The organism is uncultured Photobacterium sp., from assembly GCF_947039875.1.
Lineage (GTDB): Bacteria > Pseudomonadota > Gammaproteobacteria > Enterobacterales > Vibrionaceae > Photobacterium.
Genome location: NZ_CAMRAN010000034.1, coordinates 1 through 15040, shown reverse-complemented (window position 1 = coordinate 15040; position 15040 = coordinate 1). Strand labels below are relative to the sequence as shown.

General features: G+C 35.8%; 12 protein-coding genes and 1 pseudogene. 5 read left to right on the top strand and 8 right to left on the bottom strand.

Features of this window, described 5'->3' with window-relative positions; genetic code table 11:
• Window positions 1-5 precede the first annotated feature (5 nt).
• A complete protein-coding gene (locus tag Q0V26_RS12425) occupies window positions 6-914 on the top strand; it encodes an ABC transporter substrate-binding protein (protein ID WP_297481956.1) in 909 nt (302 codons plus the stop codon).
• A gap of 88 nt (window positions 915-1002) precedes the next feature.
• On the opposite strand, the gene Q0V26_RS12420 is transcribed toward Q0V26_RS12425, so the two are convergent.
• The 4 genes from Q0V26_RS12420 to Q0V26_RS12405 form a co-directional block, all read right to left on the bottom strand.
• Complete coding sequence (locus tag Q0V26_RS12420; protein WP_297481955.1) at window positions 1003-1554, bottom strand: manganese efflux pump; 552 nt, start codon at window positions 1552-1554, stop codon at window positions 1003-1005.
• Window positions 1555-1735: 181 nt separating this feature from the next.
• Window positions 1736-3580: a phospholipase gene (locus Q0V26_RS12415; protein WP_297481954.1), complete on the bottom strand. Its 1845-nt coding sequence runs from the start codon at window positions 3578-3580 to the stop codon at window positions 1736-1738.
• Window positions 3581-3646: 66 nt separating this feature from the next.
• Window positions 3647-4975: a Tat pathway signal protein gene (locus Q0V26_RS12410; protein ID WP_297481953.1), complete on the bottom strand. Its 1329-nt coding sequence runs from the start codon at window positions 4973-4975 to the stop codon at window positions 3647-3649.
• Window positions 4976-5711: 736 nt separating this feature from the next.
• On the bottom strand, window positions 5712-6764 hold the full coding sequence (locus tag Q0V26_RS12405) for a GGDEF domain-containing protein (protein ID WP_297481952.1): 1053 nt from the start codon (window positions 6762-6764) through the stop codon (window positions 5712-5714).
• Between the two features lie 336 nt (window positions 6765-7100).
• Here Q0V26_RS12405 and Q0V26_RS12400 point away from each other — a divergent pair, with 336 nt between their 5' ends.
• On the top strand, window positions 7101-7310 hold the full coding sequence (locus Q0V26_RS12400; RefSeq protein ID WP_297481951.1) for a DUF465 domain-containing protein: 210 nt from the start codon (window positions 7101-7103) through the stop codon (window positions 7308-7310).
• A 62-nt stretch (window positions 7311-7372) separates the two neighbouring features.
• Here Q0V26_RS12400 and Q0V26_RS12395 read toward each other — a convergent pair whose 3' ends face one another.
• Window positions 7373-8251: an alpha/beta hydrolase gene (locus Q0V26_RS12395; RefSeq protein WP_297481950.1), complete on the bottom strand. Its 879-nt coding sequence runs from the start codon at window positions 8249-8251 to the stop codon at window positions 7373-7375.
• A 334-nt stretch (window positions 8252-8585) separates the two neighbouring features.
• On the opposite strand from Q0V26_RS12395, the gene galE reads away from it, so the two are divergent.
• On the top strand, window positions 8586-9605 hold the full coding sequence (gene galE / locus Q0V26_RS12390) for a UDP-glucose 4-epimerase GalE (RefSeq protein WP_297481949.1): 1020 nt from the start codon (window positions 8586-8588) through the stop codon (window positions 9603-9605).
• A gap of 65 nt (window positions 9606-9670) precedes the next feature.
• Here the strand turns inward: galE and Q0V26_RS12385 are convergent.
• Window positions 9671-10077, bottom strand: a pseudogene (locus Q0V26_RS12385) (DUF2238 domain-containing protein); the annotation flags it as partial.
• 309 nt (window positions 10078-10386) lie between these two features.
• On the opposite strand from Q0V26_RS12385, the gene Q0V26_RS12380 reads away from it, so the two are divergent.
• A complete protein-coding gene (locus Q0V26_RS12380) occupies window positions 10387-11724 on the top strand; it encodes a DEAD/DEAH box helicase (protein WP_297481948.1) in 1338 nt (445 codons plus the stop codon).
• 80 nt (window positions 11725-11804) lie between these two features.
• Here Q0V26_RS12380 and Q0V26_RS12375 read toward each other — a convergent pair whose 3' ends face one another.
• Together Q0V26_RS12375 and Q0V26_RS12370 are read right to left on the bottom strand one after the other, a co-directional pair.
• Window positions 11805-12395: an OmpA family protein gene (locus Q0V26_RS12375; RefSeq protein ID WP_297481947.1), complete on the bottom strand. Its 591-nt coding sequence runs from the start codon at window positions 12393-12395 to the stop codon at window positions 11805-11807.
• A gap of 8 nt (window positions 12396-12403) precedes the next feature.
• Complete coding sequence (locus Q0V26_RS12370; protein ID WP_297481946.1) at window positions 12404-13702, bottom strand: TolC family outer membrane protein; 1299 nt, start codon at window positions 13700-13702, stop codon at window positions 12404-12406.
• 308 nt (window positions 13703-14010) lie between these two features.
• Between Q0V26_RS12370 and Q0V26_RS12365 the strand changes: the two genes are divergently transcribed.
• The coding region (locus Q0V26_RS12365) for an Ig-like domain-containing protein (RefSeq protein ID WP_297481945.1) at window positions 14011-15040 on the top strand (1030 nt) is incomplete at its 3' end.

Sequence of the window (15040 nt, the reverse complement as noted above, 5' to 3'; positions counted from 1 at the left end):
TCATCATGAGTCATCTCCAGCTTCACCCAATACGTTCACTGATTCAATCGGTTTGTGCTGTTGCTATTATTGTGAGCGGCAGCAGTTATAGTCATTCAGCAAAAGCAGAGGATATTTTAACTGCAACGCCCGTCACTTATATGTTGGCATCTGAACTGACCCATGACACAGGTATAACGACAAAATATCTGCCTCCTAAACGTTACGGTGTGTCACGATTACCGAATTGGTTTGCTTCAAAAGGTGACATTGTAACGCAAGAGGCCAGTAAAAACGCACAAGCAGTCGTGACATTAGGCGCTGTTTGGCCGCAAGACCCACTTTATATCTATGCCCGCCAAGGCAATATTAATATTATTGAAATTGATGCATCACAGGCGATTTCACCACAAGGGCAAGGTATTGCTGCATTGCGTTTAGATGACGGTTTAGTATCAATGTATTCGTGGTTAAATCCGACCAACTTAAGTCGAATGGCTGCTATTGTAAGTGATGATTTACAGCGTTTATGGCCGAATAAAGCGCAACAAATTGAACAAAATCAACAGCTATTGATGAGGGATGTTCGTAAGTTGATTAATGCTCAACAACAAGTGCTAATGGATGCAGGAATTGATTCAGTGATATTACTGTCAACAGAACTTGAAGATTTTGCTTCAGGAAATCAGCTATTTGTTGTTGATAGGCTAACGACGCCAGAATTAGAATGGACAGAGAAAGATAAGCAAAAATTGAAAGCGTTATTAGCAGAAGATGATAGCTTATGGTTATTAAGCACGAAAAAATTAACGGAATCGCAACAAGCACTATTACCTAAAGGTGTGAATGTGATGGTGATTGATAGTGTTGATCGCTGGGGGCATGTAGGCATTAATCATGATGAGCCGCTTAAACGCTGGCAAATTAGATTGTAATGGTTATTCGTTTCTAATTGATGATGCATATTGTTGCCCAGTATATTACTGGGCTTTTTATTGGTTTAAATGTAGATCTAAACATTGCTTAAAACTTAAATAATAATGATAGCATGCCCAACATTATGAGTAGGCTGCCTGAAATTAAGTCGTTATATTTACCCACGATGTTGCCAATAGTACTGTGACCAATATGATTACCCGCATAAGTGAGCATCATGCCGGTAATAAAAGTAAGTGTAACGACTAATGTAATATCTAAATGCGTAATACTGCCTAAAATACCAACACCGATATTATTGATAGATAATAATAAGCCTAACATTACCGCGCCTTTAAAGTTGAGCACAGTATGTTGTTTTTGCTGTTGTTGTTTTTTTAGAAGATCGCTGCCAATAAACCATCCCCCCATTAGAATAAAGATCACTGAACCAAGCTCATGCGATACATAATTAGGAATAAGTTGAGTTACTAATTTTCCGCCTAACATTGAAATAAAAGTAATGAGTGCGGTTATAAATGCAATAATAGCATTGGCTGTTAATGGGATTTTTTCATTCTTTACACCATAACTAAGGCCAATAACGAAATTATCGAGATTTGATGAAAGGGAAAATATCAAAGCGAGTAAAAAAGACACGATAGTTCATCTCGTAAAAATGTTTTTATAAACTGAAATGAAGCTTAACGCGATGTATTTGTGTGAATAGTAATTTTTCAGATATGAGCGAGTATTGCATTTATTAGAAATGAAAACTTTATTAGGTGTAAAATAAGCAGTCAAATAAACTGACTGCTTATTTTCTTTATATTATTTAATATTAATTACCATTATGAGCATGAGGAGAAGAATATTTCCATAATGGATTCCAGTATTGATTTAATAACTCATTAACAAAATCACCTTCCATGAGGTTGTTAAACTCAGATAGATTGCCAGGGTATAGGTTATCAGAACCAATGATGCAGACTTCGTCATCGACGATCATAATCTTTGCATGGTTACCTGGAGCACAGTCAACACGATCATAAAAGAATCCACTTGCATTGATCGTTGCATAAAATGGGTGACCAATAATACCATGGTGGGGTGGCTCTTCTGATAATGGTGGCTGTTTTAATGTCGCGGTACGACCTTCAGGTGGTAATTGGGGCCATTTGTATGTTTTACCTTCAATGAAGCCACCTTCTGGCACCTTATCTGTAAATGTGAATGGTGCAACAAAAAGTCGAGTTAGTGCATTTGCTCGTTTACCATCACTGTCATCTAATAACTTATCTGTCACGACATCATGTGTCATATAGTACTTAAGTAGACCAAAGGTTCTAATTGCCCCTGAACCAAAAGAATATTGGTCACCTGCAGCACCAGCCCCTGCATCAAGTGCAGAAACAACAACTTGTACTTGTAAGTTTTCGTTTTTAAGTAATGCTTCAATAATCCATTGAGCGACAGAGTGATCTTTCCAATTTTTTTTCCATGCGCTGATGATATCTTGTTGCGACATCCGAACAATTTTTTTCGCATTTAATATCAGACATTTTTTCATCAGTTCAGATCCGATCTTAAAGTCAGTACTACGATTTAAGCCTGTCCAGTACTTGCCAACGGTAAGAATGCGGCTTGCACTTTTGTATTTATCAAGACTTTCATAACTATTGTATATAATGCGATCTTCAAAAACTGGTGCTTTAAGATCAGATACTGAACGTAAATCAAAGTCTTTAATTGCAAATACGGGAGGTAAAAGCTCCAATTGTGGTTGCTTAGGATCAACACCGGGTTGAATGCCACTCTCATGTATTTCTAATAGCTGCTCTTGTTTATCTTTCATATAATCAAGAACATAATTAAGTTCTAATGGATCGTTGGGAAAATTAGGATCTGAGTCTTTAATTACCCAACTCATTGATTCAATATCAAATGTTTCTTTAGTGAGTAAATCTGTTGTACCTGTCCACATATTGTTTAAGTAAAGCTGTGCACCGTATGTGGCATCACCATGAACAACGGCAGATACATCATGAACTGGCGGGTAACTTCTGAACAAATCCATATTAAGGTTATGGCCGCCAGCTAGCGATTCAACACCGTCTACTGCGATAATTTTAGAGTGGTTCCATGTCATTTTTGTGCCATAACTTGATACAAGTTCAGCCGGTAAAAATTTAGTTTGTAGTGATTGTTGTGATCCTGCTGCTCGTTCATAAAAACGACCAACAATGAATTCTGGCATCACTTCCCAATTGGCTGAACGCTCTTCAACGAGTCGTTTTAAAGCATCTTGAAAATCAATAAGATTGCCTGGTTTATAAACTGGATATAATGGTGTTTGTCCAAATAGGAAGCGAAATTGTGTCGGCTCTGTACGACCCATTTTAGTTGATAGAGCTGTATCAATAGCACCTAAGATTGGTTTTCCCCAGTCAGGATCTGGACTATTTAGCGATGAAAGATCACAGCGGTAGCGAGCTTTTTGAATGACTTCAACGACCGCTCGTTCAAATTCAGCTTGGCGTTCGTATGCACGAGGCATGATTTCAGGGCCAAAAGGCATACCCCATACATTGGGTGTATCAAGTAGCCGAACATAGTTATTTTCACTATCGTGGTAGAAGAGATCATTTTTAACTAGTTCGTTTTTTACATCATCAATTTTGCTCATATTCTTTCTCGTTTATTCACGTTATTTTTATACATGGTTATATGGGTTGAATGGTTATCTGATGGCTTATAAAAACGTCCAGTCGACCCAACCTTTACCTGCACGCTCAGAGGTAACGGGATAAGTGAGTTTGTAAGGAGGATTACCTACAACATCTTCCATGTAGTAAGTATTTAGCGGGTTATAACCACTTATTGATGATATGCGACGGACATAAGGGCGATTAGGTAAACTACTATTACGTAAAGGACCCCCTCCCATCTGATCAAATTCACGGTGGAACATATGAATATGCTTTCTTAGAGTAAGAACATCGTCTTCAATAGCACAAGGAATTTTGAAGTTACTTCCCCATTGTGTTAAATAGCCACGAGCCATTTTGTAAATTAATTCAGGAACAGGAGCAACATTATTGCTATCTTTACTTGGATCATATGCGCCATTTGCTGTTGTATTTCCAGCAACGGTGCTGTGTCGACCACGGCAGGCATACAGTTCATAACCTTGAGGTTGTGGTGTTTTATCATCAGGGTCTAGTGGGTTTTTTTGCTGTGCCTCATCGGCTAATACACTCCAACCGTCTTGTCTTTTTGCCCAGTTTTTCCATGATTGGTGGTGTAATTTGATGTCATTACTTTCACCGCGCATACGGCTATTAGGGCGAGGGACAACAGCTTGGTATAAGTGATCACTAGTATTGAGATTGTCACACATGTCCCATGCATAAACCCCAACATAGTTAACAACATTCGGCGGTAGCTGAGTTAATAAGCCATACCATGCACCGGGACCGGGAACCGGCTCAATAGCAAAAATATTAACAGGGGTGTTACGTGTTTTTTCATCGCCATAAGCATACAGGAACCATGCTGCAATAATGGCTTCACAAGACCCACGGCTATGACCAATAAAGTTAAATGTATCTGCTTTACTTGCAGCAGCAATATTTGCACCGTGTAAAGCAAGCGCTGGCATTGAATCACCTTTTGCCGCTTCAACTAGCGAATACTGGTCACCACTAATGTAGCTTTGAATATAGGAAAGTAATGAATCAGGAGCATTCAAAGGACCTTTAATAAGTAAAGGTTCACTTGTGTTTGAGGCTTCCCAGTCATTTTGACCACAACCACGAACACTTTTACCAAAGCCATCGAGTTCTTTCATAATTCTTACAGGAATATAACCTGTTGACGGTAGGTATATATCTTTATTACTTCCATCACGAGATATTTCGCCTTCATCGCGAGTACAACTGGTCCCACAAAAAGAAACAGTAATAGTGTTGGATTTTTCTGACATAGCAAAGCGAGGTAATGCTGATACAGGGGAACTTAAAAATAATCCTGCGGTACCTAATAAACCAGATTTAATGAACTTTCTTCTTTTTAATAGCATATTATTTTATTAAATTCTTATTGTAAGTGATGAAAACGTTTTTTGTTGGAATATTTAATACTTAATTAAATTAAGTATTAATGAAGCATTAGTGAATATTTTTATAATTAAAGTGGAGAGGCTGCTAATGGTAATCGGGAGATATATAAACACAAAATAGATAATACCTATTAGTGAGATAGGTATTTCCTATCTTAATGGGTTGTTTTATGAGGTGTGTATTATTTTATAAAAAAACATACAATAATTAATTATATATGATTATTAAATTGTATTTATTTGAATCTCTTATAAATCAAGTGTTTATGTTTTTTATTTTATTGAGTGTTAAAAAACAACAGACCATGATCCTTTATTACTTATATACAATAATATATAGATTCATTTTTATACCTTAATTCGAATCTATTGTTAAATATTCCTTAATATATATAATGAATTTATATTACATGTCAAAATCTAATATATTCTATAGGTTTTGATTTATATTTATTACATTTATAAATATCGCTAGTATTTATAGTGTTGACCAAGAGCTGTTTATTTTGTTTACATGAATAGAAATTAATAAGGTAATGAATTAGCACTACACACTGAGTTTGTGTTTTCATCGTCTGTAGTGCTAGAAAAATACTGATAAAGTCGCAATATAAATAATGCATGCTTTTAAAGGGGCAATACAATCATATTAACTTCCCAATAAATGAATGCCTTTCAGTCTTTACTGAATACTTCATTAATCATTAGTTGCTATTTGATTATAGCCCCAACGTTTTGCTCGCATCAATGCACTTTCAGCTTTGATGTAGTCATAGCTAAAATCTTGATATTCAATGTTAGTAATACCGATACTTACTGTGATCTTGATTTGATGTCCAGTCGTTAGTTCTAATATCCACTGACTAATTTCATCACGAATTTTGATGGCAAATTGTTCCGCTGCTTGAATATCAGCATCTGGAATAATGATACAAAACTCTTGGCTGCTTAAACGAGCAATATGCATATTATCCCCACAGGTTTCACGTAGGAATTTAGCCATCATCATGAGTGTTTTATCACCAGCATCAAGTCCAAATCGGTCATTTACTTCTCTAAACTTATCAATGTTTATTAATAGCATTGAAATATCGCGACGATAACGTTTACAACGCGATGATTCGTTTTGATATAGAGGTAAAAGCCCTTCACGGTTTAGTAAACCTGTGAGGAAATCATTAGTCGTGGTTTTTTTTACTTGTAAAATAGCATCATAACGATGGCGTGATAGTAAAAACGCCATCACAAAAATAATTGAATATGCACATAGATTTTGAAGTGCTGATGAAATCTGCATATGTTTGCTCGTTATTTCAGACACGCTTAATATGATATACAGCACTCCAAAAATGGCACTATACCAAGCAGCGGTTCTAATTTGTAAAGCAAAAAAACTTAATAGGGGAATTGTTAACCCGATAGTATTACTGATATGGCGAGCACCAGTAAAATAAAACCCCGCTGAACAAATAAGCGTAGTAGCGATTAAAAAGATCCAAAAAAGAATAGTAGCAGAAAAGATGGTTCTATTTAATGCAGCTAAGGTGTAACACAGTGTCATGCCGAGTATACCGACAACAGTAAAATAATGTGCTTGCTGTGAGACAAAATAAGTAAAAGCGATAATGGCACAGATAGCACCAGCAAAAGGGAATAATAAAGAAAGTTGTTTTTTTAATGTTTTCTCACTCAATTCAATATATGCAAAATTTGTTGCTTGTAGTTGCGTACTTTTAATCAATGTAACCATGATATGAAAAAAACCTTTATAACAACATTTGGACAAATACAATAGGTTGTATATTTTTTGGGAAGCATATCAGTATTGTGATTGATGTCTAATTATTTTTAAATATTAATGTAAAATAATATTTAAAAAAGAGATCTTATTATCACAATGAATATCGAGATTTGGGTGGGCTTATCATAAGTTGTTGATAGGTAGGCATAAAGTTGATCGTGCAAATGTGTTTTTATAGGGCTACAAACTTTTTAACTTGAATGATTAAAAATGAGATCTATAACCATGAATTATTATTCTATTTTGGTATAAATAAAGAGTATCTAATAATGAATAGGAGCGATAATGTTTTCAGAATATAGAAGCTTAATTACATCACTAAAAGGTCATGATGCATATTTTGATCGTCTATTTAAAAAGCATAATGAATTAGATGATAAAATTAATGCAATGATTTCCGCTAATGGTTTTGATGAAACTCTTATTGAACAATTAAAAAAAGAAAAGCTATTATTAAAAGATGAAATTTTCATTTATTTGCAACAAAAAGCATAATAGAAAAAGAGAAGCGTTTCGCTTCTCTTTTTTTGATAGCAACTATGTTGTGGTATTTATAGCTATAACGATGATAAGAAATAATCAATCAAATCCGCTGTTATTTTAGGGTGCTCGTTAGTAATACCGTGTCCAGTTTTAGGTAATACAATGATAGGTGCTTGAATATATTTGCTTAATTTTATACCACTATTAAGTGGGAATATCTTATCATTTTGTCCCCATATTATTAGCGTTTGAGGTGATTTTTTAGGATCATATTGTTGGATTCGATCTCTGTCATTAGGCAATGTTTTAATTAATTGTGTTCGTTGTGGCTTCCATTGTGAAAAATAATCAAGGTAGATTTGATTTGCAATAAAATCAGGGATTCGCTTTTTCTCAATAAATACGTTGTCGTAAAGACGTTTAACATCATCACCACTATTGGGTACAAATAACTCTTCTGGTGAGTCAATACCTGCACGTTTAACTAAATCATCTAAATCGCCATCACTAAATAGCGGGCCTGGGCTGGCGATGATCACTGCTTTATTGATACGCTCTGGTGTCAACATCATGTCATAGGTGATAAAACCACCATAAGAAATACCCGCGACATCAATTTTTTGTAGTTGTAATTTATCAACAAGTTGCCAAATAGCATTAGTCTGAGTTGATAGTTGCGCAGCATTATCGCTGTACGATTCACCAAACCAGAGTAAATCAGGGGCAATAACGCGGTATTTTTTACTTAGCTGTAGCATTTCAGCCTTCCATGTTGCAGCCGCAGTGCCACCAAAACCATGCAATAATAGTAATGGCTGTCCTTGACCACCTTCCCAATAGGTTAATTCTCCACCTTCTTTGAGTACCATTTTGTACTTACTGAAACCTTCTTTTTCTAAAGATGACTGATCGTGCTTTGTTTTCCAATGAACTACCTCACAGCCGGTGGTCATGAGAAGTAGTGTCCATAAAAGGATAAAATAAGGTATAAATCGTTTCATAGGTTACTCGAATGATTGAAAAGCCGATTAATTATACGCTGTTTTATTGTCGTTGGGTAAGAACATTTGCAGATAAGGGTAAAAATAAAAATGTGAGATTAGTATTTGTTTTTTGAGTTAGCATTATGTCAAAATTCAATTTTATGTTAATCAGTATGTTGTTAAAGAAAACAATCGATGCACTATCTTACGCTATAATAAATACTTATAAAAAATGGCATTATTACCATGTGAAATATGTATTAATATTTAAATCGAAACTACGTATTAACGACTAGGAGACACTATGCGTGTATTAGTTACTGGTGGTATGGGCTACATTGGTAGTCATACTTGTGTACAAATGATTGAAGCGGGTATGATCCCAATTATTGTTGATAATTTGTATAACAGTAAAGAAACCGTATTAAAGCGCATTAATAGCTTAACTGGCGTAACACCTGCATTTTATAAAGGTGATATTCGTGACCGTAAATTTTTAGACAGTGTTTTTGCTGAAAATGAAATCGATGCTGTCATTCACTTTGCGGGACTAAAAGCCGTAGGCGAGTCAGTAGAAAAGCCACTAGCGTATTACGACAATAATGTTAGTGGTACATTAGTGCTTGTTGAAGCAATGCGTACCGCTGGTGTTAATGCGATTATCTTTAGCTCATCGGCAACAGTTTATGGCGATCCTGCATCTGTGCCAATCACTGAAGATTTTCCAACAAGTGCAACTAACCCATATGGTCGTAGTAAGCTAATGGTAGAGGAATGTCTTGCTGATATTCAACATGCATACCCTGAAATGAGTGTGACACTACTGCGTTACTTTAATCCAGTAGGTTCACATAAATCAGGTACTATGGGTGAAGATCCACAAGGTATTCCTAATAACTTGATGCCATTTATTTCTCAAGTAGCTGTTGGTCGTCGTGAGTTCTTGTCTGTTTTTGGTGACGACTACCCAACAGTTGATGGTACAGGTGTGCGTGACTACATTCACGTAGTGGATCTTGCAGATGGTCATCTTGCTGCATTAACACATAAAGGCGGTGAAGCAGGCTTACACATTTACAATCTAGGTACTGGTAACGGTAACAGTGTATTGCAAATGGCGAAAGCGTTTGAAAAGGCTTCTGGTGTAGAAGTTCCTTACAAGATTGCACCTCGTCGTGCTGGTGATATTGCAGAATGTTGGGCTGATCCTGCGAAAGCAAAAGCAGAATTACATTGGGAAGCAAAACTAACACTTGATGATATGACGCAAGATACATGGCGTTGGCAGTCAACAAATCCAGATGGTTACCCTGACGCAGAGTAATTTTAAATTGGATTAAATAAAAAGGCGCTAATTTAGCGCCTTTTTTTATGAGGAAAGAATAGACATTAATAATGTTTATTAGTAATAGTACAGGGTTTTGTTACAAAGAAGATAATCAAACTAGCAATAGCACCAGCTAGCATGTCTTTTTGCGTATCCCAAATATCACCTTGTGATCCTAGAAACTCAATACCCGCCTCACCACCAGAAGTGACGGCATACCACCATTCAATAATTTCATAAGCAGCAGCTGTTGCCATAATGGAAAACAAACCCAAAAGTGCAGCAATAATTGGTTTGCAATGGCCTTTACGTACTAAAAACTCGCGACTGGAAATGCATATAAACTAATTGAAAAGTATGCAAAGCGAACAAACTGATTATGGTTTGAATCCAATAGGTGATTAACCCAGTCAAAAGGGACATTTGCAAACGTGTAATGAGCGCAAATATTATGTAATACCAGCCATACTGCGCGGAAAGTAGTATTAAGGCCAAGTGCAATAAAAAAGATGATATAGCATAGCGCTAACTATTTGGGGGATTTGTTTTCAATTATTTCAATTTCTTATAATCAAAACAGATCTAAAGGGTAACGTTTTTGGTGTAGGTATAGTAATAAATATTATCAATATGTTAACGCTTGTGAGATGACTTATTTTAGGTTTTTTAAAATTGGTTTGTGTTATAATTTCCAGCTAATGTTTTCACAATATTGTGATATTCATCATATTTGACAGTACACACTCATAATTTGAGTTGTTTTTACCGGAGCATCATTTTGCATTTTAAAGATCTTGGCTTAGACCCACGCCTATTAAAGAAACTGAATCATTTGGCGTTTGATCGAGCAACCGAAATTCAACAAACGGCAGTCCCTGTTGCTATTGCTGGCAAGGATATTTTAGCGTCGTCGAAAACGGGTTCCGGTAAAACTCTGGCATTTTTATTACCTGCAATGCAACGTATGTATCGTAGTAAGCCATTCACTCGTCGTGATCCTCGTGTATTGATTCTGACACCGACACGTGAACTAGCAAAACAAATTTTTGCACAGTTACGAACGCTTAATGCGGGTACATCTTATGATGGCACATTAATTGTTGGTGGTGAAAACTTCAACGACCAAGTAAAAGCATTACGTAATGATCCGATGTTTGTTGTTGCAACACCGGGTCGTTTTGCAGATCACCTTGAGCACCGAAGTACACACCTTGATGGCTTAGAAATGCTGATTCTTGATGAAGCTGATCGTATGCTTGATCTCGGCTTTGAGCCACAACTTCGTCGTATTAACGAAGCCGCTAATCACCGCCGCCGACAAACATTGATGTTCTCAGCCACGATGGATCATGTTGATGTTCTTGATATGGCTTCTGAAATGTTAGATAACCCTAAGCGCATTTCAATTGGTCACTCAGCAGAAGAGCACACAGATATTACTCAACGCTTTATTTTGTGTGATCACTTAGATCATAAACAAGCATTGCTTGATAAAGTGTTAGAAGTTGAAGATTACAATCAAGTTATTATTTTTACTGCAACGCGCGCTGATACAGATCGTTTAACGGCAGAACTGAACGAACGTAAACTAAAAGCCGTTGCACTAAGTGGTAATTTAAACCAAACGCAACGCAATAGCATTATGAGCCAGTTTGAGCGTAATTGTCATAAGATTCTTGTGACAACAGATATTGCCTCTCGTGGTCTAGATATTGATAGCGTATCGCTTGTTATTAACTTTGATATGCCAAAACATGCGGAAGAATATGTTCACCGTGTGGGCCGTACTGGTCGTGCCGGTAACAAAGGTGATGCTGTTTCATTAGTTGGCCCTAAAGACTGGAAGAGCTTTAAAGCGGTGGAAGCATTCTTGAAACAAAAGATTGAGTTCACAACAATCGAAGGCTTAGTTGGTAAGTTTAAAGGTCTTAAACCGGCACCGAAGAAGAAGATTGTTAAGAAAACGACAACGAATAAAACGGGTACTGCTAAACAAACGCAAGCACCTAAAGCGAAGAGAAGAGTTGATAAGCGTTTTTACGAAAACCAAGCTGTGGGTAATGATATCTTTATCCCTAAGAAAAAACGCAATACTGATGTAAGTCAAGATAACTAATTGGTTTTAATAGATAAAAATTAGAATAATTAAATGCCGTTCATTTTTAAGTGAACGGCATTTTTATTTGGCTTCAAATTTTATAGCTGCATATGCTTTTTTCTAACATCCCATTGTTTCAGGTATTCGAGGCGTTTACCTATTAATGATGCAGTTACTCGACGACTTAAGCGGTTACTTTCTTCTGATTCTATAAAGATAGGATTTGTATCACCAAAGCCTTTGATAGTAATGCGCGAAGGTGCGATTTCATGGCTAATAAGCATATTTCTAACTGCATTTGAACGACGTAAAGACAATGCTTGGTTATAATCTCTATGACCTACTGGACTCGCATACCCATTAATAATGACTTTTGTTGAAGGATAATCCTTCATAAACTCCGCCATAAAGTTGATTTCATTAGAAAATATGGGCGTTATTTCAATAGAGTCATTGGCAAATAAAATATGTAAATTATAATTTTTTGTATTTATAATTTTTGCACCACAACCATTATTATTAATAACATCTAATGTTTGTGTTTGTTGACAATGATCACGAGTATTGATAACACCATCTTGATCTTTGTCCATCAGGTCTAGTTGATGTATCTTGGTAGGGTATGAATCAATCGTTGAGCTACAACCACTGACCAATAATCCTGTAGCTAAAAGTATAATATATTTCATTTTTATTCTTATAGTACTGATTTATTCCATTGAGGATCAGCGTTGACACGTGATGCCTTAAGTAAGCTAGATGTTGAATTTAAGATGCGATATTTAGCTTCTATCTCGCCGTATTGAGCCTGAACATAGTTACGTTTAGATTCATATACTTCGTTTTCGGTGTTTAATACATCAAGTAGGCTACGTTGCCCAATAAGGTATTGTTTTTTATAAGCGTTCAATGTCTTTGTTGAAGCGAGTACATGATCTTGCAAAAATGATTTTTGTTGTGAATACAAAGTATAAGCGTCCCATGATAATTGAGCGCCACTGCTTAATTCACGTAATGAATTCTCATAAATATCTTTCGTTTTTTCAAGATCATAAGCTGCTTGGCGAGAGCGAGCTGTATCGCTTCCACCTGAAAATAAGTTATAACTTACTTTAAGTGCAACCTGGCTTTCATCTATTCGACTATTTGAGTTAGAGTTTTCAGATCCCCAAGTTTGACCAGCTTGTAATGTTATTTTGGGTAAAAAATTTCCTTTAGTTAACTTATACTTATATTTTGCTGCTTCAATATCATGTAATGCTAATTGAATAGTCGGGTTATTTTCTTTTGCCGTGTCTAGCATTACTTTCAGGCTACGCGGCATGATCTCTTGATCTACTTCAGGCATGACTAGATCAACAGGGCGATGGCCTGTAATACGAATAAATTGTGATTGTTTATCATTTAAGTTTGATTTAGCAGCTAAAACACTTGCATCAGAACGAGCAAGTCGAGATTGGGCTTGTGTTAAATCTGTTGATGAATCTATACCTGCGTTTACGCGTTTTTTTATATTGTCATATATAGTATTTAAATGCTGATTATTTTCATTTGCCAGATATACATTCTCTTGAGCCTGAAGAACATCAAGATAAACTTTAGAAACTTTTAGAGCTATATCATTAACTGTTGAATACAGACCATATCGACTAGCTTCAGCTTCTTCTTCAACTCGATCTATATCATTTAGGGTTAAGTTACCATCCCAAATTAGTTGTTCGATAGTTAGTGATGCCTGGTTTGAATTGTATTGATCTGGTTGAACTCGATTTTTAATAATACCTGTTTGTGCATTCACATTTATAGACGGTAAATAGTTTCCTTTTCTAATACCTATTTCTTCACTTTTGACTTTAAAATTATGAAAAGATTCTTTTATATTTGGATTGGTTTCTAGCGTTTGTAATAATGCTTCTTCATAGGATTGAGCATAGATAACTGGTGATGTAATTAGTCCTGCGATTAATAGAGCGGTTGAGTCTAACTTTAATTTCATTTTTATTATTTCTTGAATTTATTTGCCTATATAGTGACGGAATATTTTGTCCGTTCAATTCAATTGAATTGCCACCACGATGAAAATATTTCATCGATAATTGATAGCTATTATTTTTCAATGTCTTATGGGGTTGGGTGTATTCTTGTGGTGTATATTTTTGGTAAGTTTGATGTTTTTTTTTGATAATTAGAGTGTAGAGTATAAAAATTGGCCATTTTATAAGTTGGTAAATTTGACAGGTTTGAATAATATGTTAAATTCCAAAACAAATAAATAAACACTACCATTTCAGGTGGGGAAATATAATGAAAGTAATCGATTTAATCGATGATGTTTTTATTAAAGACATTAGCGGTAAAGGCTTTGTTGTTGGTGATAATAATGAGCTGATCCCTCTTGATAAAGGAATGAAATTAAAAGCTGGGCAATTAATCTTACTAAATGATAATTCTATAGTTAGTATTAATAATACTAATGGGACGTCTGAAGAATTAACTAATAGTGATCATGTTTTAATTAAGAATGTCGATGATTTAAGTAATGCCGACCAAATAAAATCATCATTTCATACTTATTTTATTAATGATAAAGAAGCGGGTCATGACGGTGTTAATTATAAAAATGACATGGTTGATGATGGGTTTTATAAAAATGAGAAGATTGAACACTCTTTATCGGATGAAAAATATATAAGTTCATCAATAGCAGATTATAGCATTGTTAATTATGATAATGATGAAATGCTTGCTAGTGCAGGTCATGATACTAATTATCAGCCCGAAGATGAAAAACAAACTAATTTTTATGGTAATGAGCAATTCAATGGCAGTTTTATATCTACTGTTGCAGCGACGATTGCGATCGACAATATTACCTCTGATGACATTATTAATGCTGCTGAAGCCAAAACAGATATCCCTGTTCACGGTACGGTAGGTGATGATGTAAAAGTTGGCGATACGGTAACAGTTACTGTTGGCTCACAAACGTACACCACCACAGTGCAAACGGGTAATACGTGGACAGTGAATGTTCCGGGTAAAGTACTGGTTGATAATGGCGGACATGAAGTTCATGCCACAGTTACTGCTACGGATGATGCTGGTAATAGTATCGTTGCAAATGCTGAGCACCCGTATACAGTAGCCGGAGCAATTAATGCTACAGTGGTGATTGATAATATTACCTCTGATGACATTATTAATGCTGCTGAAGCTAAAACAGATATTCCTGTTCATGGTACAGTTGGAGCAGATGTAAAAGCTGGCGATACAGTAACAGTTACTGTTGGCTCACAAACGTACACCACCACAGTGCAAACGGGTAATACGTGGA